The sequence below is a fragment of the Methylobacterium sp. E-065 genome (genome assembly GCF_022829605.1).
In the GTDB taxonomy this organism is placed as follows: domain Bacteria; phylum Pseudomonadota; class Alphaproteobacteria; order Rhizobiales; family Beijerinckiaceae; genus Methylobacterium.
Genome location: NZ_JAKSYD010000188.1, coordinates 116,117 through 139,236, shown reverse-complemented (window position 1 = coordinate 139,236; position 23,120 = coordinate 116,117). Strand labels below are relative to the sequence as shown.

Below are 23,120 nucleotides of genomic sequence, written 5' to 3'. Positions count from 1 at the left end.
GCGGTCCCGGCCCTCGGATCGACAGGAACCGGTAGCCCGGCGTTCAAGATTTCTGTGCGATCTTGTATGAAAGCACAAAAAATACGAGACCTCGGCGATGCGCAACCTCTCCCTCAAGCAGCTTCAGGCAGTGGCGGCGGTGGCCCGGCTCGGCACCATGACACGGGCGGCCCAGGAACTGAACGTGACCTCGGCCGCGCTCTACGCGCGCATCCGCCAACTGGAGGAAGAAGCCGGTTTGCTGCTGTTCGACCGGACACCCGGCGGTCTCAAGCCGACCGATGCCGGCCGCGAGATGCTCTGGGCGATCGACAGCATCAACACCGTTTTGGAAACCTGCACCGACCGGTTGCGGACCCTGCGCGGCGCCGAGGGCGGACGCGTCGCGCTCGGCGTCGTGTCGACTGCGAAGTACTTCGCGCCCCAGGTGATCGCCGGCTTCGTCAAGAAGCATCCGGGCGTCGAGATCAGCCTGTCGGTGCGCAACCGCGGCCAGACCGTGGAGGCGCTCCGTGGCTACGAGATCGACTTCGCCCTGATGGGTCGCCCGCCCCGGGATTTCCCGATCGAAGCCGCCACCTTCGGACCGCACCCGATCGTGCTGATCGCGGCCCCCGACCATCCCCTGGCCGGCAAGGTCGGCCTGACCCGCGAGGATCTCACCGACCAGCCGTTCTTCCTGCGGGAGGAAGGCTCGGGCACGCGGATGGTGTTCGAGGAGTTCATGGCCGGCGTGCTGGTCAAGCGGGCACCGCTGGAGATCGACACGGGCTCGAACGAGACCATCAAGCAGGCGGTGATGGCCGGGCTCGGCATCGCGCTGCTCTCGGTGCACTCGGTCGCGGCGGAGTTGGACAGCGGGCGCCTCGTGCTCCTCGACGTGAAGGGCCTGCCGATCCGGCGCGACTGGTACGCGGTTCGCCGCGCCGACAAGGTACTGGGTCCGGCGGCCTCCGCGGTCTGGTCCTACCTGATGACGGAGGGCGCGCGCAGCCTTCCGGGGGTCGCGCAGAGCGGCCTCGCCCTCGCTGGAGCCCGGGCGTGATCGCGGCCGGGATCGTCGTCGCGGGCGCGGGCCAGGCAGGCTTCCAGCTCGCCGCCTCTCTGCGCGAGGGCGGCTTCCGGGAGCCGATCACCCTGGTGGGCGACGAGACCGCCCTCCCCTACCAGCGCCCGCCCCTGTCGAAGGCCTACCTCGCCGGCAAGACCGACCGGGAGGGCCTGTTCCTGCGCCAGCCCGGCTTCTTCGCCGAGCACGCGATCACGCACCGGCCGGGGATCCGCGCCACCGCGATCGATCGGGCGGCCCGGCGGCTCCACCTGTCGGACGGCGAACCTCTCGCCTACGATCACCTCGTCCTCGCCACGGGCGCCCGCAACCGCCCCCTGCCGGTCCCCGGGGCCAGTCTGGGCGGCGTACACCAGCTGCGCGGGCTCGCGGATGCCGATGCGCTTCGGTCAGAAATCGAGGCGGCACGGGCGATCGTGGTGGTCGGCGCGGGCTTCATCGGGCTGGAATTCGCCGCGGTCGCGGCCGCACGGGGCCTGTCCGTGACGGTGATCGAGGCAGCCGATCGGCCCATGGCCCGGGCGGTCTCCGCAGAAATGGGGGCGTTCTTCCGGACCGCCCATGAAGCGATGGGCGTGCGCTTCGCCTTCGGGGCCGGCGTAACGGCGATCACCAGCCGGGACGGTCGCGCGGCTGGCGTTACCCTCGCGGACGGGACGGAGCTCCCCGCCGACCTCGTCCTCGTCGGCATCGGCGTGCTTCCGAACGGCAGCCTCGCCGCGGAGGCGGAGCTGCCGGCCCAGGACGGCGTCCACGTCGATGCCTTCCTCGCCACCCCCGATCCGGCCATCTCGGCGATCGGCGATTGCGCGCGGTTCCCGAGCCCCTTCGCGTCCGGGCTCACGGCCGACGGCACCGTGCGGATCGAATCCGTGCAGAACGCCATCGACCAGGGCCGGTGCGTCGCGGCCCGGCTGCTGAGCAAGCCCGCCGCCTACGGTGCCTTGCCCTGGTTCTGGAGCGACCAGGGCCCGCACAAGCTGCAGATCGCCGGGCTGTCGGGTGCCAGCGATGCCAGCGTGGTCCGCGGCTCCGGGCCGGCCTTCTCGGTGTTCCGCTTCCGCGACGGGCGCCTGAGCGCAGTGGAATCCGTCGACCGGGCCGGCGACCACATGATTGCCCGGCGTCTCCTCACAGCCGGGACACCGCTGACGCCGGATCAGGCGGCCGATCCGGGTTTCGACCTCAAGGCGCTGGCGATGGGGCGGCCCTGAGGATCACTCACCCCGGGAATGCCACCGGCGCCGGCTTCTGCCGCAGGGCATAGGCGGTGCCGATCCCCAGCGCCAGGATGGTGATGGCGCAGCCCATGAGCGCCCCGAACTGACCGAGCCGGACCAGCGCCTGCCCGATCACTGCGACGCCGAGCGCCTGCCCGCAGAAGAACGAGAAGGCGTGGAGTGCCACCGCGGAGGCCCGCGCCTTGGGCGCGACCTCCGTCACCTGGGTCTGGTAGGTGTTGTGCAGCATGTAGAAGCCGAGCCCCATGGCGGTGAGCGCGGCGCAATCGACCTGCCACGTGCCGGCAAGTCCGACCACGGTGAGCGACGCGCCGCAGATCAGGCCGCCGCCGATCAGCATCCGCGGCAGGCCGAGCAGCCGCACCAGCAACCCGACCAGCGCCGAGTAGACCAGGCCGCCGATTGCAAAACCCGCCAGCACGAGGCCGGCCTCGCGCGGACCGCCCTCGCCACGGGCCTCGATCAGCGGCGCGAGGTGCGGAAAGACGCCGAAGATCGCGATCGCCTCAATGAACACCGCCGAGAACAGCACCCGCGCCCGGGGATTGCCCAGAATCGTCCGATAGCGTGTCACCGCCTCTCCGAAGGCCGGGCGGCGGGCGGGGGCCCGGCCAGCCCTGTCGAAACCCAGCACGGTCGCAGCGCACGCGAAGGCCGCCACCGCGGCGGTGACCGCGAAGACGCCGCGCCAGCCGATCGCCGCCTCGATCAGGCCCGCGAAGGTCGAGCCGGAGAGCTGGCCGAGGATCACCGCGACCAGGAAGCGCCCGATCGCCACTTGGCGGCCCTCCATCGGCACGCGGTCGCCGAGCAGCGCCAGGGAGAGCGGGATGCAGCCGCCGGCCGCCGCGCCCGCCAGCATCCGCAGGCCGAACAGGCTGCCGATATCGGGGGCGATGCTGCACAGGGTGAGGGCCACGGCGAGCACCGCGAGGCAGGTGCTCATCACCCGCTCCTTGCCCAACGCATCGCCGACCGGCCCCAGCACAGGCTGGATGAACGCGTAGGGCAGCGCGAAGGCGGTGGAGAGCAGCGCTACCGTGTGGGCGTCGCTGCCGAGATCCCGGGCGAGTACGCCGACCAGGGGTTCGACCGAGCGCAGCGCGAAGGTGCTGCCGAACCCCGCGCAGGCCAGCACGACGATCAGGCGCGGGATCGAGGTGTCCGGCGGCGCGGCGCGGGCCGCCGCGGAGGTGAGAGCCGGTTCTGTGCTGTCGGTCATGGGGGCGCTTCGCGACGCGGACCAAGATCGGTCAAGCCGCATCGCATCTCCCCGGCCTGAGCGGAACCCCGATATGCGACAGATCAGTGCGCGTAGAACGCAGGATCCGAATCGTCCGTCGGATGGTCGAACGCCCAGCGCAAAGCGGAGGACAACGGCACATTGTAGGTGAGGCCGCGCGGCGGCACCGGCTTCAGGAACCAGCGATCATAGATCGTCTGGATTTCGGGGCTGCGGTAGAGGTCGGCGGTGGCCCGGTCCACCACCACCTTGAAGGCCGGATCGTCCTTGCGCATCATGATCCCGTAGGGCTCCGGGTTGGACAGCGTCTCGTCGCTGACCACGTAGGCGGCGGGCTCCTTGGACTGGGCCGCCACGACGCTGAGCTGCACGTCGTCCATCACGAAGGCCGCCGCCCGGCCGGTCTCGACCATCAGGAACGCTTCCGGGACGTCCTTGGCGGCGATCACCGTGATGCCGAGCCTGCGCTCGTTGTTGGCTTTGATCAGCATCAGGATGTTGGTCGAGCCGGCGACCGACGAGACGGTCTTGCCGCGCAGATCGTCCAGGCTGGCGATGTGCTGATCCTTCTTCGAGACGAAACGGGTCGCCGTCAGGAAGTGGGTGTTGGTGAACGCCACCTGCTTCTTGCGCTCGGCGTTGTTGGTCGTCGTCCCGCATTCGAGATCGACCGTGCCGTTGGTGATCAGCGGGATGCGCGACGAAGAGTTGACGAACTCCATCCCGACCTCAAGACCCGGCCGCTTCAGCTCGCGCTTCACCGCGTCGGCGATCTTCATGCAGATGTCGATCGCGAAGCCGACCACCTTCTGGTTCTGGTCGATGTAGCTGAACGGGGGCGCAGTATCGCGCACGCCGAGGACCAGCCGGTTGCTGTCCTGGATCTTCTTGAGCGTGCCAGTGAGGGTATCTGCCCGGGCCGGCTGGGCTATGGACAGCGCGACGAGGGCCGCGAGGAGAGAGAGCAGACGCATGGGCTGGCTTGATCCGATCGTCGCGCGTCGGGGCAGTCGGCCGGTCGGGACCGGCGGAGCCCGAATGCGCGTCCGATCAGGCTCCGAAAGGCCTATCAGCAAGAGTCCGGCCGCGAAGAGATCGGAAGCGTCGATGAAGACACATCTTGCCGTCGCCAAAGCCGATCGCCCGACCGTATTCGTGGGCGCAGCGATGCCACTCAGTCAAGCGCAGGGCTCACTGAACGGGCGCCGCCCCGGATTGCTTCACTGCGCTTGCAAGGACGCCAGCGCCCTCAGCGGGTTAGCCCGCGGCATCGGCGCGGAGCACGGGCAAAGCCCGGAGTGCTGCGGCGGCGAAGTCCAGGAAGGCGTTCACCCGGGCTGGCCGGAAATCCGCGCTCGGGGTCACGAGTTGCACCGGCACCGGCGGCGGCTCGTGGGCGGCGAGCAGGCGGACGAGGCGGCCGGCCGCAATGTCCTCGGCAGCTTGGTACGACAGGACCCGCGCGATACCCCGCCCTGCCCGGGCGGCGATCAACGCGGCCTCGACCTCATTGACGATGAGGCGCGGCGCGAGGCGCACGCGGCTCGCCCCGAAACGCCATTCCCGCAGCCCCGAGCGCACGACGCCCAGGATGGTATCGTGCTCGGCGAGATCCGCGGGCTTGCGCGGCGTCCCCCGGGTGGCGAGGTAATTCGGGCTCGCCACCACGATCTGGCCAACCTGCCCAACGCGGCGCGCCAGGAGGCGCGATTCCGCGAGCTGTCCGATCCGCAGGGCGATGTCGATCCCCTCCTCCACGAGATCGAGGTTGCGGTCGGCCAGCACAAGCTCGATCTGCGTCTCCGGATAGGCATCGAGGAAGCCCGACACGACCGGGGCGACATGCTTGCGTCCGAACAGAACCGGCGCCGTGATCCGCAGGAGGCCGCGCACCGCGTCGCCCGACGCCCCCGACACGGCCATCTCGTATCCCGCAAGAAGGCCCCGGGCCCGCTCGGCGAGATCCAGGCCAGCCGGAGTCGGGGCAAGGCGGCGTGTCGTACGCTCCACGAGGCGACTGCCCGCCCGGGCCTCAAGGCTGGCGAGTGCCCGGGTCGCCGCCGCGGCGGAGCGGTGCAGCCGCCGCGCTGCCGCGCTGAGGCTGCCGGCATCGACGATCGCGACGAAAAGGGCGAGTTCGTCCAAGCGATCCATCGATTGTTGTGACCTGTGAAATTCTGACTGCCACAGACTCGGTATTTTCGCCGACCTGCGCAATGGCGATATCGGTCCTGTCAGGGAGACGCACACGATGACCGAACCCGATCTCACCCTCTACGGCCTGCGCCTCTCAGGCCACTCGCACCGCGCCGAGCTGTTTCTATCCCTGCTCGAGCTGCCCTTTCGCTTCGTCGAGGCGGCGAGTGCCGCGCAACGGGAGGCGGCAGCCTTCCGGCGCCTCAACCCCCTCGGCCAGATCCCGGTTCTGACTGACGGCGACACGGTGATCGCCGACAGCAACGCGATCCTGGTCTATCTCGCTGTGCGCTACGCGCCGGACAGCGGCTGGATGCCGGGTGATCCGCTCGGCGCCGCGCAGGTCCAGCGCTGGCTGTCCATCGCGGCCGGCGAGGTGCGGTATGGGCCGGCGCTTGCCCGGCTGATGGTGGTGTTCGGCGCCCAGGCCGACCGCGCCACCGTCCATGCCGCGGCGGCCCGGATCCTTACCTTCATGGACGGCCATCTGGCCAATCGCCCCTACCTCGCGACCGACCGGGCGACGCTCGCCGACATCGCCTGCTATTCATACGTCGCCCACGCACCGGAGGGCGGTGTGTCGCTGGCGCCCTACCCGGCCGTGCGGGCGTGGCTCGCCCGCGTGGAGGCGCTGCCGGGTTTCGTCCCGATGCCGACCTCTTCCATCCCCGAACCCGTCTGAGGTGTGCCATGGCGAGCTTCCATGCCGACGAGCTTCTGGCTCAACAGCGGGCCGGCCACGTCCTCGGCGAGACCCCGGCGATCCGCCCCTTCATGCCCGAGCAGCACCGCATGTTCTTCGCGGGCCTGCCCTACCTTTTCGCCGGCACGGTGGACGCCGACGGCGCGCCGATCGCCACCGTTCTGACGGGGCAGCCAGGCTTCGTGCGATCGCCCGACGCGACGCACCTCACCATCGCGGCGGCCCTCGACCCGGCCGATCCGGCGGCCCGCGCGCTCGTGCCGGGCGCCGAGGCCGGCCTGCTCGGCCTCGATTTCGCGACGCGTCGGCGCAACCGGGCCAACGGCCGCATCGTGCGGCGCGACGGGGATGGGATGACGATTGCCGTCGCCCAGAGCTTCGGCAACTGCCCCCAATACATTCAGAGGCGCGTGGCCGAGCCGGTGCAGCGCTCGCCGGGACCGATCGAATCCCTGTCGGCCCTCGACGCGGGCGCCACGGCCCTGATCCGCGGCGCCGACACGCTGTTCGTCGCGACCCGATCCCGGGACGGCCTCGCGGACGGCGGCGCGGACATCTCGCACCGGGGCGGCCGGCCGGGCTTCGTCCGGGTCGACGGTGACGTGCTGACCGTGCCGGACTTCTCCGGGAACCGCTACTACAATACCCTGGGTAACCTCCTCGGGGAGAACCGGGCAGCGCTCCTGTTCCTCGACTTCGCGCGCGGCGACCTCCTGGTTCTGCAGGGGCGGACGGCGATCGACTGGAGTGGCCTGGGAGCGGCGGGCCTCATGGGCGCGCAACGGTCTTGGTCGTTCACTGTTGAGCGTGGCTGGCGACGCCAGGCCGCCATACCCCTGCGTTGGAGCCGGCCCGAGCCGGCGCCGCAGCTCGCACGCACCGGCATCTGGGAGACGGCGTGATAGCCCGTCAGACAGCCCCCGCCTTCGCGGCGGACTCGTGCTCCGCGGCAAGCTGCCCGTCCGCAGCTGCCACTGTCTGAAAGGCCGGCCGGGACCGGACCCGCTCGACATAGCTGGTCAGCACCGGATCGGGCGCGACGAGGCCGAAGCCCGTGGTCCAGCCGAGAGCACTGCCCCACAGGATGTCGGCAGCGCTGAACTGGTCGCCGAGAAGGTAGGGCCCTGGCGTCAGTGCCTCGGTCACGCGGGCGATCACACTGTCGTAGTCCGCGTAGGCCGACATGGCGCGCGAACCGGGCTCCCGCTTCAGGTGGCGATCGATCACCGCGGGCTCGAAGCACGAACCGTAGAACACCATCCAGCGCAGATAGGCCCCGCGCGCCGGGTCGGTCGTGGCTGGCGCGAGACCGGCCTCCGGGAACAGGTCGGCCAGATAGAGGTAGACCGCCGCCTGTTCGGTGACCAGCGCGTCGCCGTGCCGGATCGCCGGCACCTTCGCCATCGGGTTGATGGCGCGGTAGGCCTCCTGAAGATGCTCGCCGGCGCGCATGTTGAGCGTGTGGAGCCGGTAGGGCACGCTCAGCTCCTCAAGGAGCACGCGCACCCCGGACGACCGGGTATTGGGCGCGTGATAAAACGTGATGTCAGCCTTATCCGCCACGCTGCTGTTCCCTGAAGTTGCCGATTCGGGTCGCGGCACGCTCTTACCGGCTGACAGCCGGGTCAACCGCTGATCGAAGCCCCCTTCTCCGCGGACCGGAATCGCGGCAGGAACGTTGGGCGATTGTGCGATGCCGCGCGTTGGCCGGTCGGCCGGCACGACGCGAGCCGGGGATTCGAGTTCTGATGGCGAAGATTCTGCTGGTCGAGGACCACGAAGAGATTTGGGACTTCCTGTCCCGGCGGCTCAAGCGGCGCGGCTATGAGGTGATCCTGGCCCATGACGGCGAGGCCGGCGTTCGGCAAGCCCGCTCGGGCCAGCCCGATGTGATCCTCCTCGACATGAACCTCCCGGTCCTCGACGGCTGGTCGGTCGCCCGTACGCTGAAATCAGGCACCGACACGCGGGCGATCCCGATTATCGCCCTCACCGCCCACGCGATGTCGGGGGATCGCGACAAGGCGATCCAGGCGGGCTGCGACGACTACCACCCGAAGCCTGTCGATTTCTCGAAGCTGCTCAGCCAGATCAGCGCCGCCCTGGGCGAGACCGCACAGGCGAGCTGAGGCGGATCCGTTCGCGCTCGAAGCCGTTCCCACCCGACCCCCGCGTGTGAGAAGTTTGGAGCGTGTCCGTGAGCGAGGATCCTGTCACTGCCCAGCGCCTGCGGGAGGGCCTTCCGGTCTTCGTGACGCTGGCGTCGCTCCTGCTCGTCGTGGCGACGATGGCGGCACTGTATCTCGGGCGCGATATCCTCGTGCCGGTGACGCTGGCGATCCTCCTCAGCTTCGTCCTGGTGCCGGCGGTCCGCCTGCTCCGGCGTCTGCGCGTGCCCCGCGCGGCCGCGGTTCTGCTGGTGGTGGTGATCGTGTTCGGCGCGCTGTTCGGGATCGGCAGCCTGATCGCCAGCGAGGCGTCCCAGCTCGCCGCCGACCTGCCGCGCTACACCCAGACGATGCGCACGAAGATTAAGGACCTGCGCGGTGCGACCGCCGGAACCGGCAGCCTCTCGCGCATCGTCGACATGGTCCAGGATCTGAGCGCCACGTTGCAGCCGCCGCCTGCCGCCGAGATCAAGGGCGAACCCGGCTCGCGCACGCACCCGCTTACCGTGGAGATCACCCCCGCCCGCGCCAACGTGGTCGACACGCTCCAGACGTTCGCCGGCCCTCTCGTTCATCCGCTGGCGACAACGGGTCTGATCCTGATCTTCACGATCTTCATTCTGCTGCAGCGCGAGGATCTGCGGAACCGTGCGATCCGGCTCGCCGGCGGCTCGGAGGACCTGAGGCGGACCACGGCGGCGATCGACGATGCCACCGGCCGGCTCAGCCGCTTCTTCCTGGCGCAGCTTGCCCTCAACCTCGCGTTCGGCGTCGTGATCGGCGTCGGTCTCTGGGTGATCGGCGTGCCGAGCCCGACCCTGTTCGGCGTGCTCGCGGCGATCCTGCGGTTCGTCCCCTATATCGGCGCCGCGATCAGCGCGCTCTTGCCACTGATCCTTGCCGCCGCGGTCGATCCCGGCTGGTCGATGGTCATCGCCACCGCGGCGCTGTTCCTGGTGGTCGAGCCGATCTGCGGCCACGTGATCGAGCCGCTGCTCTATGGTCACTCCACCGGCCTCTCGCCGGTGGCCGTGATCCTGGCGGCGACGATCTGGACCTTCCTGTGGGGACCGATCGGCCTCGTGCTGGCGACCCCGCTCACCGTCTGTCTCGTGGTGCTGGGGCGGCACGTGGAGCGGCTCTGGTATCTCGACGTGCTGCTCGGCGACCAACCGGCCCTGTCGCCGCCCGAAATCTTCTACCAGCGCATGCTGGCTGGCGACCCGGCCGAGGCGATCGATCAGGGCTGGCAGTTCCTGAAGGAGCGAGCCCTCGTCACCTACTACGACGAGGTTGCACTCGCCGGCTTGCTGCTTGCCCAGGAGGACATGTCGCGCGGGACTCTCGACCGCGAACGCCAGAAGGAGGTCGGTGGGGCGATCCGCAGCGTGGTGGACCGCCTCGAGACCGCGCCGGTCGCGCGGCGGAACCGGCGTGCATCGGGACGCAGCCCCGACACCGAGACGGCAGCGGCGCTGGCTGCGATCGGACCCGACCGGCAGGTGGCGGGCATCGTTCTCACCCGCGAGGATCTGGCGCCCCATTGGCGCGGCGAGACGCCCGTCCTGTGCGTCTCGAGCCGCGGCCCGTTCGACGAGGCTGCGACCCTGATGCTGAGCCAGATCCTCGGCCGGCACGGGCTGGCTTCGCAGATCATGTCGATGGCGGCGATCCGCGCCGGCGAGCGGCCCGAGAATCCGGAGGGGCTCGCGCTGATCTGCTTCTCCTATCTGGAGCCGGTGAGCCTCTCGCAGATCCGCTTCACCGTCCGCCAGGCGCGCGCCGCGGTGCCGGGCGTGCGCATCCTCGTGGGCTTCTGGCGCGAGCGCGACCCGGCGACGCTGGAACGCCTGCGCCGGGCGACCTCGGCAGATTTCCTCGTGACCTCGCTCAACGAGGCGCTGTCGGCGGTGCTGGGCACCTGCCGCGAACCAACGCGGCGGGTCGCCCCCGTTTCGCAGGTCCCGCTGCCCGATCCGGTCCCCACGACGGCAACCGCCTGAGCGTTCAACACGGAGAACCCGTTCGGTCGACTCCGCGTTCCTGACCACTAGAGTCCGCACCGGCAGGTCGTGAAAGGCCGCACGGCCCCACTTCCACGGCTTCAAGGTGAAGACCGCCTCGCATGTCCGAGACCCCAGAAACCCCACCCTCAGGCCCCGGTCCCCAAGTTCGGGACAGCGCGCCGGGCGACGTCACGGATCGCAAGAGCGACATCTTCTTCGCGGCCGTCGAGACGACGCGGATGCCGATGATCGTCACCGATCCGCGCCAGCCCGATAACCCGATCATCTTCGCCAACCGCGCCTTCCTGGCGATGACCGGCTACACGCCCGAGGAACTGATCGGCCGCAATTGCCGCTTCCTGCAAGGCCCGGACACCGACCGAGAGTCGGTTGCACAGGTCAAGGCGGCCATCGCCGAGAAGCGGGAATTCGCCACCGAGATCCTGAACTACCGCAAGAACGGCTCGACCTTCTGGAACGCGCTGTTCGTCTCACCGGTCTACAATGCCGATGGCGAACTCGTGTACTATTTCGGCTCGCAGCTCGACGTCTCGCGCCGCCGCGACGCCGAGGAGGCGCTCGGCCAAGCGCAGAAGATGGAGGCGCTCGGCCAGCTCACCGGCGGTATCGCACACGATTTCAACAACCTGCTGCAGGTGATCGTCGGCTATGTCGACATCCTGGCGGCCGGGCTTGAGAAGCCGGATGCCGACCGTGCCCGGCTGGGTCGCGCCACCGACAACATCCGGCAAGCGGCCGAGCGCGCGACCACGCTGACGCAGCAATTGCTGGCCTTCGCCCGGAAGCAGCGGCTGGACGGACGCGCGGTCAATCTCAACACCCTCGTCGAGGGGATGGGCGAGATGGTCGCGCGCTCGGTGGGCGAGGCCGTCAAGGTCGAGCTCGATCTGGCTCCGGATCTCTGGAACTGTCGCGTCGACCCGACCCAGGCTGAGGTCGCGATCCTGAACGTGCTGATCAACGCCCGCGACGCGATGCCGGACGGCGGCACGGTCCGGATCTCCACGGAGAACAGCGAAGTCGCGGCCCGCGGCCGGGAGATCGGGCCGCTGCGCGCTGGCCGCTACGTCAGCATCGCGGTCCGCGATACCGGCACCGGCATTCCACCGGCTGTGCTGGCCCGGGTGATGGACCCGTTCTTCTCCACCAAGGAGGAGGGCAAGGGCACGGGCCTCGGCCTCTCCATGGTGTACGGCTTCGCTAAGCAATCGGGCGGTGCGGCGCAGATCGAATCCACCGTGGGCGAGGGCACGACGGTCCGTCTCTCGTTCCCCGCGACCGATGGCGCCGTCAACACGCCGCCAAAAGTCTCTCTGCGGTCCGTGGACCGGCAGGGAACCGAGACGATCCTGATCGTGGATGACCGTGAAGACGTCGCCGAACTCGCCCGCACCATCCTGCGGGATTTCGGCTACGTGACGCTGGTGGCCGGCAATGCCCGCGAGGCGCTGGAGATCCTCGATTCCAGCGAGCGCATCGACCTGCTGTTCACCGACCTGATCATGCCGGGGGGCATGAACGGCGTGCTGCTCGCCCGCGAGGCGCGGCGACGCCAGCCTAAGCTCAAGGTCCTGCTCGCGACCGGCTACGCGGAGGCCAGCCTGGAGCGAACCGACATCGGTGGTTCCGAGTTTGACCTACTCAACAAGCCTTACCGGCGCACGGAGCTGGTCCGCCGCGTGCGGGCTATCCTCGACGGTCCGACCGGAGTGGGCTGAGCGCACGGGAGTCGCGCCATGGCACAGGGCGACAAGTCGAAGTACACGGACAAGCAGAAGCGCAAGGCCGAGCACATCGCCGAATCCTACGAGGCCCGCGGCGTTCCGGAGAACGAGGCGGAAGCTCGCGCCTGGGCCACCGTCAACAAAGATGACGGCGGCGGGAAGAAACCCGGCGGCTCCGGGCGCGGCAAGGACACCGGTCACCCGGCGGCTCACAAGGGCGGCGAAGCCGGCGGAAAGGCATCTGGCGGGCGAACGGCCGCCGAGCGCTCCGCCTCGGCCAAGAAGGCGGCCGCCACCCGGAAGGCCAACGCCGCGGGCGCATGATCCAGGGTTCAGATCAAAAGCTTTTCCACGACAGATTGTGGCCGAACCGGAAACCGCCCGTCCGACCATCCGCCGGACCGAAGTGGTTGAGACGGTCTCGACCTGAAGGAACCGTCGGAAGATGTCAGGTCCGGACGGCGGTATAAACGGCTCAGCTCGCGCGCACCGCACCGTTTCAGGAAATTCGCCCTAAAGTTGCGCCTTGGAAGGAGCCGGATAATCCTGCCCGATATCAAGCTTTTGGCGTACGCGAAACGGCTAACCAATCGGGATAGACTACATTTGACGGCAGCGTCTCGGATATTTTGTCCAATCCAGGACTCGAATGGAGGGATCTTTGACGTGCCCCGATCCATCTGAGAATTAGGGCTCCACTTGTAGAAGCTCCCTGTTTGCTCGATTTCGGCATGATGCTGGCCCAAACAGCAGCGGATCTTGCCCGACGCCGATCAGTACGACACATGCCCCAGCCCTCGACTGATAAATAAGTGTCAAAGCAGCTTTTTGTGTCAAAACTCCGCAAAAAGCTGCGCCGAAATTTGTATTCATTCAATGTCGCATCGCATGTTAGGGGGCTAGCAGCGGAACAGCGCTTATGTTGTGCTCCGGCGACGGGTAGCGCCCACGCTGGGCGAATTTGACCAAAGGGACTTCGCGATGACCGGCGCCAAGACTGACTTCCTGTGCAGCGAGGGCGTCCAAGAGCTCTTAAAGCTCACGAACCGGCAGTTCGTCGGCTGGGATGCCGCCCTCCGGAGTGAATCGGGTCAGACTACGGATGCCGGGGACGCCATGGATCTCTGGCACATCCTGTCATACCTGGCGCTGCAGCCCGGACTCAGGGTCGAGAAGAAGCTTGCCTTCGGCAGCATCAAGATCGCGTCGCTGAGACCCGAAACCATTCGGAAGTACGTCGCGAAGGCGCAGCGTCTCGGCGTCATCGCGACCATCGACTCGATGGGCTCGCGGCACATCCAACTCACCCCCGCCGGCGTCGCCGTCGTTGCGGACACGATGGACCAGTGGATCGTCGATTTTGGAGAGATCCAGCGGCGATACTTCACGGCGGAGCCCGCGATCCGGTCCGGCAGGATGCTGGCCGAAGAGGGCGTCTTCTGATCGCGCGTCGGGCAACACCGCGCGTGGCGTGCTTCGTGATCAGCCGCTGCCACGTGCCTCGGCGAGCTTGACGAGCATATGCAGCATCCGATTGGCCGGCGTCGGGATACCCAGCGCGGCTCCCATGCGCATCACATAGCCGTTCAGGTGATCGATCTCGCTGGGGCGCCCCCGGGCGAGGTCCTGCGCAGTGGAGGAGCGCTGATCGGGCATGGTGGCGCTGAGGCTCAGCACTTGGTCGAGGATATCGGCCGGCATGGACACCCCGGCCGCTTCGGCCACGGCGACGCATTCCTGCACCACGTCGGTCATACTCGCGACCACGCCGACGCCCCGCACCAGTCGACCGTAGGGGAGCTGCATCAGCGCCGAGAGGGCGTTGTAGGCACAATTGAGGATCAGCTTGCCCCAAAGGGCGTCGATGGCTCGGTCCGACACGCTGGTCGGGATGCCGGCTGCCGTGAAGGCGGCAGCAATGCGCCCGCTCGCCGCCGAGGCGCCAATGATCAGGTCGCCCCGCCCGTTGTGTCGGACGCGCGCCGGCCCGGCCATTTCGGTGGCGACGTAGACCGCCACCGGCACGACGGGATGCCTGAGGATGGCGGCCAAGCGCTCGGCATTGTCGACGCCGTTCTGGAGGCTCAAGACCGCCGCCGCTGGATCGAGGTGCGGGGCGATCAGCGCACCGGCCGATTCGGTATCACCGGATTTCACGCAGACCAGGACGAGGTCCGCCCCGGCGACCCCGTTCCCCTCCGTGGTCGCCTGCACGGGGACGGCGTCGGTTCCAGCCCCGGTGTCGAGGATCAACCCGGACGCCCGGACCGCCTCGACCAGGGCGGGACGTCCGATCAGCGTGACCGCATGGCCCGCCTTCGCCAGGAGGAACCCGTAGTAGCAGCCGACCGCGCCGGCCCCCAACACGGCGACGGTCAGGCCCGTGCCGCTCACGTCGCCGCAGCCGCCGCGCGCTCCGGATGGAACGGCGCAGCGCCGACCTCCGAACGGACATGCTCGAGGAGCGCCTGGACCGGGTGGCGCAGCCGCACGCCGTCGACCAGCTTGGCCTGGGACCGGCAGGAATAGCCGTCGGCCAGCAGCGTGCAGCCGGGGGCCTCGGCGACCTGGCGGGCCCAGCTCAAGTCGTAGATCGCCTCCGAGGTGGCGCGATGGCGGGCCTCGTGCCCGTAGGTTCCGGCCATGCCGCAGCATCCGGCCGCCGGCACGTCGAGACGCAGCCCGAGATGCGCGAACACGGCCTGCCAGTCGCGCACCGCCCCCGGCGCGTTGGTGCGCTCGGTGCAGTGGGGCAGGAGCCGCATGGTTCGAGCGCCCTGACGCGGCGTGATCCGGTCGAGCTGGGTCGCCAGCCATTCCTGCAGGAGATGAACCTTCGGCAGGTCATCGCCCAGCACCTGCACGTATTCGGACCGGTAGGTCAGCGTCATCGACGGATCGATGCCGACCAGGGGCACGCCCTGCTGGGCGAAGACGCGCAGCATCGCGGCGTTGGAACGCGCAACGGCGGCGAACCGAGCCAGAAAGCCGTGAACGTGCAGCGGCTTGCCGTTCGGTCGGTAGGGCACCAGCCAGGGGCGGAAGCCCAGGGCGATCAGCAGCGCGCAGGCGTCGGCCACGACGTCCGCGTCGAAATGGCTGGTGAAGGCGTCCTGCACCACCAGCACCGCCGTCGCGCGCTCGTGCGGGCTCAGCCGCGCCAATGCTTCGGGGCTCGCGACCGCGACACCGAGACCGGCCAGCCCTGTTCGGAGATCGACCGTTGACAGGTTGGGGATCGCGACTAACCCGGCCTTGGCCAGGATCAGGCGTGCGATCGGGTTGCCCAGGAGGGCGTTGCTCAGGCGTGGCGCCTTAGCGGCCAGCGGCAGCAGGGATTCCAGCGCCGCCACGAGGTGGTCCTTCAGGGGCCGGGCGTAGCGTGTGTGATAGAGCGCCAGGAACTTCGCCCGGAAGGTCGGCACGTCGACCTTGATCGGACAGGACCCCGTGCAGGATTTGCAGGCGAGGCAGCCATCCATCGCCTCCTTGACCGCGTGCGAGAAATCTTGCTGGGCGGAATACGGCTTCAGGGCATCCAACAGGGTGGCGACTACGTCGCGGAACCAGCCGGAACGCTGCCGCGCCAGCTCGGCGCTCGGATCAAGGCCGTCCGCCGCCGCCCGGCGCAACCACTCGCGCATCAGAGAAGCGCGACCCTTGGGCGAATGCCGGCGCTCCCGGGTCGCCTTCCAAGATGGGCACATCGCTTCGTCGGCATCGAAGGAGAAGCAGGCACCGTTGCCGTTGCAGTGGAGCGCCTCGTCGAAATCCTGCCGGACCGGCGCCGGGATGGTGCGGTCCTGCTCGCCCCGGCGCGGCACGCCGTCAATCCGCGTGAGGCTCTGTCCCCGCGCCGAGGCGATCTTGCCCGGGTTCATCCGGTCATCCGGATCGAAGGCCCGCTTGATCGCCTCCAGCGCCGGCATCAGCGGCCCGAACGTCTCCGGCACGAACTCCGAGCGAAATCCCTTGCCGTGCTCGCCCCAGAGCAGGCCGCCATACTTGGCGGTGAGCGCGACGACGCCCTCGGTGACCTCGCGGATCAGGCGGTTCTGGTCCGGATCCTTCAGGTCGATCGCCGGCCGGACGTGCAGCACGCCGGCATCGACGTGGCCGAACATGCCGTAGCGCAGCCCCTTGCCGTCGAGGAGTGCGCGGAACTCCACGATGTAGTCGGCGAGCCGCTCCGGCGGGACGGCGGTGTCCTCCACGAAGGGGATCGGCCGGGCATCGCCCTTGGCGGCGCCCAGCAGGCCCACGGCCTTCTTGCGCATGGTCCAGAGCCGCTCGATCGCCGCGCCCCGGGCGATGGTGAAGCCAAGACGCTTGGTGTCGGTGCCGCGTTCGGCCTCAAGCATGTCGGTGAGCCGCGTGAGGGCGGCCTCCACGCCGGCCTCGTCGTCGCCGACGAACTCCACGAGGTTGATGCCGTCCACCGGCCGCCCGGCCGGATCCTCGGGGAAAAAAGCCCGCACCTCGGCCCAGATCGGGTCCTTGCGGGCGAGCGCCAGCACGGTGGAATCGATGGTCTCCACCGAAGCCGCGCCAAAGGGCAGCAGCGCCTGTGCGTCGCGCAAGGCCGCGTCGAAATCGACGTAGGACAGCGCCACGAGGACGGAGGATTTCGGGATCGGCAGGACGTTGAGCCGCGCCTCGGCGATCAGCGCCAATGTGCCCTCCGAACCGCAGAGCACGCTCTTGAGGTCGAACCGGCCCGCGGCATCGCGCAGATGCGCGAGGTCGTAGCCGGTCAGGCAGCGGTTGAGCTTGGGGAAGCGCTCCTCGATCAAGGTCGCGCACGCGGTGACGACGGCGTCCACGGTACGGTGGATCTCACCGACCCGGTCGTTGCGCCCCTTGGCAGCCTCGAAGCCCTCCGCATCCAGGGGCTCGGCGGTCCAGACCGTGCCGTCGGTGAGCACGCAGGTCAGCGCCAGGACGTGGTCCCGGGTCTTGCCGTAGAGGCACGAGCCCTGCCCGCAGGCATCCGTCGAGATCATCCCGCCGAGGGTGGCGCGGTTCGAGGTGGAGAGTTCGGGCGCGAAGAACAGGCCGTGCTTGGCGAGTTCCCGGTTGAGCTGGTCCTTCACGACCCCGGGCTCGACCCGCACGGTGCGGTTGGCGACGTCGATCTCCAGGATGCGGTTCATGTGCCGCGAGGTGTCGACCACGAGGCCGTGGCCAAGCGACTGGCCATTGGTGCCGGTCGCCCCGCCGCGGGGCCGGATCACGATCTCGGAGAAGCGCGGGTCGTCGAGGAGCTTGGCGATGCGCACCAGGTCATCGCGGGAACGCGGGAAGGCGACGGCCCCCGGCTCCACTTGGTAGATCGAGTTGTCGGTGGCGAAGACGGTGCGGTCGGCGTCCGACAGGGATAGGTCGCCCGCGAAGCCGCGCAACCGCAGCTCCGCACAGGCCGCGGCGTAGAGCGGCACGGCCTCGGTTGGGCGAGTCAGGACCGGGATCATACCCGCCTTCTACACCGCGCGGATCGCCAGGAAAGATCGGCGGTTCTGTCACACCGGCCCGTTTCCGGCTGGCATCCGGCTTGCCACGCCCTCAGACCCTTCGGAACGGATGCCCATGAACGCGAGCGTGGAACGGGTCAGGGATGCCCTGGCCGAGCTGATCAAGGCCGCCCTGATCTCGGACGATGCGACGAGCCTCGCCTGCCGGGATTCAGGCCGCGCCAAGCTCGCGGCGCTTGCGGGCGACCCGCCCGACCCGGCGAGCCTGCGCATGGATGGCGCTTGGACGCTGGCGATCCAAGCGGCCGAGACGCCAGAACTGGCCCCGTTGGAGGGACAGGTGAATCTGACCCTGCCGCGCGCCTGCCCGTTCAGCCTGGCTGAGATCGTGTCTTCGGGTTTCGACGTGGATCGAGCGGTCGATCATATCCGCAAGATCGCCTCGACCGGTTGACACAGCCTGTTGAGGAAGAACGGCCCGGCGTTGCCGTGGGCGGTCCGGGAACCCATCTTAGGAGGAATGGACCGAAGTGGGTCCTGAGTCCACATGGGCTTCGTCTTCCGAGAACCAGCCGGCACCACCTTTTGGCACGTCGCACCACCGCCCCGGGGGCCGAGCCCGTCGCTCCGCCGCCCATCCCCACCCGTGAGCAGATCCTCGCCTTCGTGGCCGAGTCGAAGGAACCTGTCGGCAAGCGCGAGATCGCCCAGGCCTTCGGCATCAAGGGGTCCGCCAAGATCGAACTGAAGCGCATCCTGAAAGAGATCGAAGAGGATGGCGCCCTCGACCGCGGGCGCGGCGGCCTCGCTCCGGCCGGCCACCTGCCGCCGGTGGTGCTGGCCGATATCCGCTCACGGGACCGCCACGGCGATTTTCTGGCCGTCCCCGTGGAGTGGACGGGAACCGGCAAGCCGCCCGCCATCGTGCTCGCGCAACCCCGCGGCCCGCGCAAGGGTAATCGGCCCGCATCTGGCATCGGCGACCGCGCGTTGATCCGGGTCGAGCGCGACCCCGAGGGTGGCTATACGGGCCGGGTCATCAAGGTCATCGGAAAGAACAAGGCCGAGATCATCGGCGTCTACCGGGCCGGCGCACAGGGTGGCCGGATCGTCCCCGTGGAGAAGCGCTCGCAGGGCCGCGAGATCCTGATCCCGCCCGGCGAAGAGGGCCAGGCCCGTGACGGCGACCTCGTCAGCGTCTCGCTGGAGCGGGAGACCCGCTTCGGCCTTCCGAAGGGACGCGTGCGTGAGCGGCTGGGCTCGCTCGGCTCCGAGAAGGCGGTGAGCCTGATCGCGCTCCACCTGCACAACATCCCGCACGTCTTCGCGGATTCGACACTGGCCGAGGCGGACGCCGCCGAACCCGCGACGTTGAATGGCCGAGAGGACTGGCGCGACCGGCCGCTCCTGACCATCGACCCGCCGGACGCCAAGGACCACGACGACGCCGTCATGGCCGAGGCCGATCCCGACCCGGCCAATCCGGGCGGCTTCATCCTGACCGTCGCCATCGCGGATGTGGCGGCCTATGTGCGGGCGGGCTCCAGCCTCGACCGCGAGGCGCTGGAGCGCGGCAATTCGGTCTACTTCCCCGACCGGGTCGTGCCGATGCTGCCGGAGCGGATTTCGAACGACCTCTGCTCGCTGCGCGAGGGCGAGGACCGGCCAGCACTCGCCGTGCGCATGGTCATCTCCGCCGATGGCGAGAAGCGCCGCCACGGCTTCCACCGGGTGATGATGCGCTCGCGCGCCAAGCTTGCCTACGCCCAAGCGCAGGCAGCCATCGACGGGCAGCCGGACGCGACGACCGGCCCTCTGCTGGAGACCGCGCTCCGCCCGCTTTGGGCGGCTTACGTGGCCCTGCTTGCGGCCCGCGACCGCCGGGGCCCACTCGCCCTCGATCTGCCCGAGCGCAAAGTCCTGCTGTCCCCCGACGGCGCGGTCGATCGGGTGATCGTGCCGGAACGGCTCGACGCGCATCGGCTGATCGAAGAATTCATGATCCAGGCGAACGTCGCCGCGGCCGAGACCCTGGAGCAGGCGAAACAGCCGCTAATCTACCGCGTCCACGATGAGCCGGCCCTCGAGAAGATGCGGGCGCTCGGTGAGGTCCTGGCCTCGGTGGGCATCAAGCTGCCCAAGGAAGGGGCGCTGCGGCCCGCTTTGTTCAACCGGATCCTCGCGACCGTCGCCGAGACCGAGCACAGCGTCTTCCTCAACGAGGTGATCCTGCGCAGCCAGGCCCAGGCCGTCTACGCCGCCGAAAATCTCGGTCATTTCGGCCTGAATCTGCGGCGCTACGCGCATTTCACCTCGCCGATCCGGCGCTACGCCGACCTGATCGTCCACCGGGCGCTGATCACTGCCTGCCGGCTCGGAACCGATGGGCTCGGGAGCGCGGTCTCCCTCGGCGAGTTGGCGCAGATCGGCGAGCTGATCTCGGCGGCCGAGCGCCGCGCCATGGCGGCCGAGCGGGAAACCATCGACCGGCTGATCGCCCACCACCTCGCCGACCAGATCGGGGCCAGCTTCGAGGGCCAGATCGCCGGCGTGACCCGGGCCGGGCTGTTCATCAAGCTCGACGGGACCGGGGCGGACGGCTTCGTGCCGGTCTCGCAGCTCGGCGCCGACTATTTCCGCCACGAGGAGGGCCGTCACGCCCTGGTGGGCGAGCGGACCGGGGAGACGTTCCGCCTGGGCGACCGGGTCGAGGTGCGGCTCGTGGAGGCCGCGCCGGTCGCCGGGGCGCTGCGCTTCGAGCTGCTCAGCGAGGGCCGGTCCCGTTCCGGTGCCCGCAAGCCCGGACCAGGCAAGGCGCCCGGTGGCCGGCCGTTCAAGGCAGCCCCGTCCGGCCGTCCCGCCGGCATCCGCAACACTGGGACGCGCCATCGCGGGTCGCGCCGCTGACCGGGCCGTTGTAGACCCTGGACATGGCCGCCGACGCGATTCCCCTGCGCACCCGTCTCGTACCCGCGATGGCCCGAGGCTTCATCGGCCGCTGCCCGCATTGCGGCCAGGGGCGGATCTTCGGCCGTTTTCTTAAGGTGCGGCCCGAATGCGATAGCTGCGGTCTGGAGTTGCACCACCACCGGGCGGACGATCTGCCACCCTACGTGGTGATCTTCATCGTCGCCCACATCGTCGGATACCTGATCCTGGAGACGGAGAGCGCCTACGAGGTTCCCCTCTGGGTTGAGATGGGAGTCTGGCCGGCCTTCACGCTCCTGTTCGCGCTCATATTGCTCCAGCCCGTCAAGGGTGCCGTCGTCGGGCTGCAATACGCCCTTGGCATGCACGGCTTCGCCACGCTACCGCGGAGCCGCCCCACACACGGGTCGGAGGAGACACGCCTTGCCGCTGCCGCAGCAGGAGCCCCAGATCGCCACCGCCTCTGAGCGGAAGCCTGCCGCAGCGCGCCTGCGCCCGCGGGACGCCGCCACCATGATCGTGATCGACCGGCGGGGACGGGGCGGCCTGAAGGTCCTGATGGGCCGGCGCAACCCCAACCTCGCCTTCATGCCGGGCAAGTTCGTTTTCCCGGGCGGCCGGATCGAGCTCGGCGACCGTCACATGCCGGTGGCCGGCGCCCTGCCCGATTATGCCGAAGCGGCGCTGACCCGGCAGGTCTCCCGGCCGCCGCATCATCTCGGCCGGGCGCTCGCGCTCGCCGCCATCCGCGAGACCTACGAGGAAACCGGCCTGCTGCTCGGCACGACCGAGCACGGCGCGCCGGAGGAGACACCCGCGGGGTGGGAGGGGTTTGCCCGGCACGGCGTCCTGCCGGATCTCGAGGCGCTGCACCTCGTGGCCCGGGCGATCACCCCGCCGAAGCGCGTGCGCCGGTTCGACACGCGCTTCTTCGCGGTCGATCATCGGATGGTGGCGGCCGAGGAGCCGGGCCGGGTTCAGGCCGATGCCGAGTTCACCGAACTCGCCTGGGTCCGCCTCGATGCGGCCCGTAAGCTCGACCTGCCGTACATCACCCGCGCCATCTTGGACGACCTCGAAGCTCAGATCGCCGCCGATTTCGCCCCGTACCGGATGATCCCGTTCCATTACGAGCGCTACGGCCGGCGCGAACGGGTAGCCTTGTGAACCAAAAGGACGTGGAGAACGCGGGACGGCGCGGAATCAGCTCGGAGGATGTGGCGGCCATCGCGGCGGCAGTCACCTGCGTCACCGTCGTGGGCATCGGTCTGAGCCTGTCGATCCCGCTCCTGTCGATCGAGTTGGAGCGACGCGGCGCGTCGAGCACGCTGATCGGGATCAACACCGCGGTGGCGGGCATCGCCAGCATCTGCACGGTGCCGTTCGTGCCGCGGCTGGCCGCCCGGATCGGGGTCGCCCCGCTGCTCGGCCTGGCGCTGATCGTCGGGGCGGCCAGCCTCACCCTATTCCCGATCCTGCCGGGTATCGCGCTCTGGTTTCCCCTGCGCTTCGTCTTCTCGATGACGCTCGGTGCCCTGTTCGTGCTCTCCGAGTACTGGATCAACGCCGCCGCCCCGCCGGAGCGACGGGGCCTCGTGATGGGCATCTACGCCACCGTCCTGGCAGCGGGCTTTGCGGTCGGCCCGCTCCTGCTGGCGCTCGTCGGCACCGAGGGGCTGGCCCCCTACGCGACCGGCGCCGCCCTCATGCTGGCCGGCGGCCTACCCATCCTGCTCGCCCGCGGGCTGTCGCCGACGATCGAGCCGGGTTCGGGCCGGAGCATCTTCAGCTACCTGCGCCTTGCTCCCGGCGCGCTCGCGGCCGCCCTCGCGTACGGAGCGGTGGAGACCGGCATCTTCGCGATCCTGCCCCTCTACGGCCTGCGCCTCGGCTACGACGCACAGGGCGCAGCCGGGCTCGTCAGCCTGATCGCACTCGGCAATGTGCTGTTCCAGATTCCGTTCGGTTGGCTCGCCGACCGGTTCAACCGCGGCGCGGTGTTGCTCGGCGCAGGTCTCGCGGGCGCCACCGGCTCGGCGCTCATCCCGTTGACGGCCGGGACCCCCCTAGCGTTCGGCCTGCTGCTCTTGGTCTGGGGCGGCATCGCCGGCACGCTCTACACGGTCGGGCTCGCCATGCTGGGCGACCGCACGCCGGCAAACGATCTCGCCGGCGCCAACGCGGCCTTCGTGGTGCTGTACAATGTCGGCCTGATGCTGGGGCCACCAGTGATCGGCGGTGGGCTCGACCTCATACCGCCGCACGGCTTCGCGCTGGCGCTGCTCGCCCTGTTCCTGGCCTTCGCGGGATCCCTCGCGGTGACAGAGCGCAGGCCCGTCCACTCTTGACC

20 protein-coding genes are annotated in these 23,120 nt (G+C 69.3%); 14 read left to right on the top strand and 6 right to left on the bottom strand.

What is annotated here, in order from left to right; translation table 11 throughout:
* Positions 1–97: 97 nt before the first annotated feature.
* Together MKK84_RS23505 and MKK84_RS23500 are read left to right on the top strand one after the other, a co-directional pair.
* Positions 98–1,045 carry a LysR family transcriptional regulator gene (locus tag MKK84_RS23505; RefSeq protein ID WP_243924206.1) on the top strand — a complete coding sequence of 316 codons (948 nt, stop codon included), beginning with the start codon at positions 98–100 and terminating at the stop codon, positions 1,043–1,045.
* The gene (locus tag MKK84_RS23500) at positions 1,042–2,283 is read left to right on the top strand and encodes an NAD(P)/FAD-dependent oxidoreductase (RefSeq protein WP_243924205.1); all 1,242 of its coding nucleotides are present in this window, start codon (positions 1,042–1,044) and stop codon (positions 2,281–2,283) included. Before MKK84_RS23505 ends, MKK84_RS23500 begins: the two co-directional genes overlap by 4 nt.
* A 7-nt stretch (positions 2,284–2,290) precedes the next feature.
* Here the strand turns inward: MKK84_RS23500 and MKK84_RS23495 are convergent, their stop codons facing one another.
* The 3 genes from MKK84_RS23495 to MKK84_RS23485 all read right to left on the bottom strand — a co-directional run bounded on the left by MKK84_RS23495 (position 2,291) and on the right by MKK84_RS23485 (position 5,707).
* The gene (locus MKK84_RS23495) at positions 2,291–3,532 is read right to left on the bottom strand and encodes an MFS transporter (RefSeq protein ID WP_243924204.1); all 1,242 of its coding nucleotides are present in this window, start codon (positions 3,530–3,532) and stop codon (positions 2,291–2,293) included.
* Positions 3,533–3,615: 83 nt separating this feature from the next.
* Positions 3,616–4,527 carry an amino acid ABC transporter substrate-binding protein gene (locus MKK84_RS23490; protein WP_243924203.1) on the bottom strand — a complete coding sequence of 304 codons (912 nt, stop codon included), beginning with the start codon at positions 4,525–4,527 and terminating at the stop codon, positions 3,616–3,618.
* A gap of 283 nt (positions 4,528–4,810) precedes the next feature.
* Entirely contained in the window at positions 4,811–5,707 is an 897-nt protein-coding gene (locus MKK84_RS23485) for a LysR family transcriptional regulator (RefSeq protein ID WP_243924202.1), read from the bottom strand.
* Positions 5,708–5,804: 97 nt separating this feature from the next.
* Between MKK84_RS23485 and MKK84_RS23480 the strand changes: the two genes are divergently transcribed.
* Both MKK84_RS23480 and MKK84_RS23475 read left to right on the top strand, forming a co-directional pair.
* A complete protein-coding gene (locus MKK84_RS23480; protein WP_243924201.1) occupies positions 5,805–6,431 on the top strand; it encodes a glutathione S-transferase family protein in 627 nt (208 codons plus the stop codon).
* 8 nt (positions 6,432–6,439) lie between these two features.
* Positions 6,440–7,354 (top strand): pyridoxamine 5'-phosphate oxidase family protein, encoded by a 915-nt coding sequence (locus tag MKK84_RS23475; protein ID WP_243924200.1) that lies wholly within the window; start codon positions 6,440–6,442, stop codon positions 7,352–7,354.
* 7 nt (positions 7,355–7,361) lie between these two features.
* Here the strand turns inward: MKK84_RS23475 and MKK84_RS23470 are convergent, their stop codons facing one another.
* Positions 7,362–8,015, bottom strand: a complete 654-nt coding sequence (locus tag MKK84_RS23470) for a glutathione S-transferase family protein (protein ID WP_243924198.1) — start codon at positions 8,013–8,015, stop codon at positions 7,362–7,364.
* Between the two features lie 185 nt (positions 8,016–8,200).
* Between MKK84_RS23470 and MKK84_RS23465 the strand changes: the two genes are divergently transcribed.
* The 5 genes from MKK84_RS23465 to MKK84_RS23445 all read left to right on the top strand — a co-directional run bounded on the left by MKK84_RS23465 (position 8,201) and on the right by MKK84_RS23445 (position 13,814).
* Positions 8,201–8,581, top strand: coding sequence for a response regulator (locus MKK84_RS23465; RefSeq protein WP_012320502.1), 381 nt, complete (start codon positions 8,201–8,203; stop codon positions 8,579–8,581).
* Between the two features lie 68 nt (positions 8,582–8,649).
* Entirely contained in the window at positions 8,650–10,623 is a 1,974-nt protein-coding gene (locus MKK84_RS23460; RefSeq protein ID WP_243924196.1) for an AI-2E family transporter, read from the top strand.
* A 122-nt stretch (positions 10,624–10,745) separates the two neighbouring features.
* Complete coding sequence (locus MKK84_RS23455) at positions 10,746–12,365, top strand: hybrid sensor histidine kinase/response regulator (protein ID WP_243924195.1); 1,620 nt, start codon at positions 10,746–10,748, stop codon at positions 12,363–12,365.
* An 18-nt stretch (positions 12,366–12,383) separates the two neighbouring features.
* On the top strand, positions 12,384–12,695 hold the full coding sequence (locus MKK84_RS23450; RefSeq protein WP_243924194.1) for a plasmid stabilization protein: 312 nt from the start codon (positions 12,384–12,386) through the stop codon (positions 12,693–12,695).
* A gap of 657 nt (positions 12,696–13,352) precedes the next feature.
* Entirely contained in the window at positions 13,353–13,814 is a 462-nt protein-coding gene (locus MKK84_RS23445; protein ID WP_243924193.1) for a hypothetical protein, read from the top strand.
* 39 nt (positions 13,815–13,853) lie between these two features.
* On the opposite strand, the gene MKK84_RS23440 is transcribed toward MKK84_RS23445, so the two are convergent.
* Entirely contained in the window at positions 13,854–14,750 is an 897-nt protein-coding gene (locus tag MKK84_RS23440; protein WP_243924327.1) for a ketopantoate reductase family protein, read from the bottom strand.
* 11 nt (positions 14,751–14,761) lie between these two features.
* The gene (locus MKK84_RS23435) at positions 14,762–17,842 is read right to left on the bottom strand and encodes an FAD-binding and (Fe-S)-binding domain-containing protein (RefSeq protein ID WP_243924192.1); all 3,081 of its coding nucleotides are present in this window, start codon (positions 17,840–17,842) and stop codon (positions 14,762–14,764) included.
* Positions 17,843–17,957: 115 nt separating this feature from the next.
* Between MKK84_RS23435 and MKK84_RS23430 the strand changes: the two genes are divergently transcribed.
* From MKK84_RS23430 to MKK84_RS23410, 5 genes are all read left to right on the top strand, one after another.
* Positions 17,958–18,296 carry a hypothetical protein gene (locus MKK84_RS23430; RefSeq protein WP_243924191.1) on the top strand — a complete coding sequence of 113 codons (339 nt, stop codon included), beginning with the start codon at positions 17,958–17,960 and terminating at the stop codon, positions 18,294–18,296.
* A 131-nt stretch (positions 18,297–18,427) separates the two neighbouring features.
* The gene (rnr, locus tag MKK84_RS23425; protein ID WP_243924190.1) at positions 18,428–20,749 is read left to right on the top strand and encodes a ribonuclease R; all 2,322 of its coding nucleotides are present in this window, start codon (positions 18,428–18,430) and stop codon (positions 20,747–20,749) included.
* Between the two features lie 23 nt (positions 20,750–20,772).
* Positions 20,773–21,237, top strand: a complete 465-nt coding sequence (locus MKK84_RS23420) for a DUF983 domain-containing protein (protein WP_243924188.1) — start codon at positions 20,773–20,775, stop codon at positions 21,235–21,237.
* Entirely contained in the window at positions 21,194–21,937 is a 744-nt protein-coding gene (locus MKK84_RS23415; RefSeq protein ID WP_243924187.1) for an NUDIX hydrolase, read from the top strand. Before MKK84_RS23420 ends, MKK84_RS23415 begins: the two co-directional genes overlap by 44 nt.
* Positions 21,934–23,118 (top strand): MFS transporter, encoded by a 1,185-nt coding sequence (locus MKK84_RS23410; RefSeq protein ID WP_243924186.1) that lies wholly within the window; start codon positions 21,934–21,936, stop codon positions 23,116–23,118. Before MKK84_RS23415 ends, MKK84_RS23410 begins: the two co-directional genes overlap by 4 nt.
* Positions 23,119–23,120 lie beyond the last annotated feature (2 nt).

Coding starts and splice junctions, on each gene's coding strand:
- MKK84_RS23450 (WP_243924194.1), top strand. CDS start 12,384: ATGGCACAGGGCGACAAGTCGAAGTACACGGACAAGCAGAAGCGCAAG.
- MKK84_RS23480 (WP_243924201.1), top strand. CDS start 5,805: ATGACCGAACCCGATCTCACCCTCTACGGCCTGCGCCTCTCAGGCCAC.
- MKK84_RS23490 (WP_243924203.1), bottom strand. CDS start 4,527: ATGCGTCTGCTCTCTCTCCTCGCGGCCCTCGTCGCGCTGTCCATAGCC.
- MKK84_RS23465 (WP_012320502.1), top strand. CDS start 8,201: ATGGCGAAGATTCTGCTGGTCGAGGACCACGAAGAGATTTGGGACTTC.
- MKK84_RS23495 (WP_243924204.1), bottom strand. CDS start 3,532: ATGACCGACAGCACAGAACCGGCTCTCACCTCCGCGGCGGCCCGCGCC.
- MKK84_RS23475 (WP_243924200.1), top strand. CDS start 6,440: ATGGCGAGCTTCCATGCCGACGAGCTTCTGGCTCAACAGCGGGCCGGC.
- MKK84_RS23420 (WP_243924188.1), top strand. CDS start 20,773: ATGGCCGCCGACGCGATTCCCCTGCGCACCCGTCTCGTACCCGCGATG.
- MKK84_RS23445 (WP_243924193.1), top strand. CDS start 13,353: ATGACCGGCGCCAAGACTGACTTCCTGTGCAGCGAGGGCGTCCAAGAG.
- MKK84_RS23430 (WP_243924191.1), top strand. CDS start 17,958: ATGAACGCGAGCGTGGAACGGGTCAGGGATGCCCTGGCCGAGCTGATC.
- MKK84_RS23505 (WP_243924206.1), top strand. CDS start 98: ATGCGCAACCTCTCCCTCAAGCAGCTTCAGGCAGTGGCGGCGGTGGCC.
- MKK84_RS23435 (WP_243924192.1), bottom strand. CDS start 17,842: ATGATCCCGGTCCTGACTCGCCCAACCGAGGCCGTGCCGCTCTACGCC.
- MKK84_RS23455 (WP_243924195.1), top strand. CDS start 10,746: ATGTCCGAGACCCCAGAAACCCCACCCTCAGGCCCCGGTCCCCAAGTT.
- MKK84_RS23485 (WP_243924202.1), bottom strand. CDS start 5,707: ATGGATCGCTTGGACGAACTCGCCCTTTTCGTCGCGATCGTCGATGCC.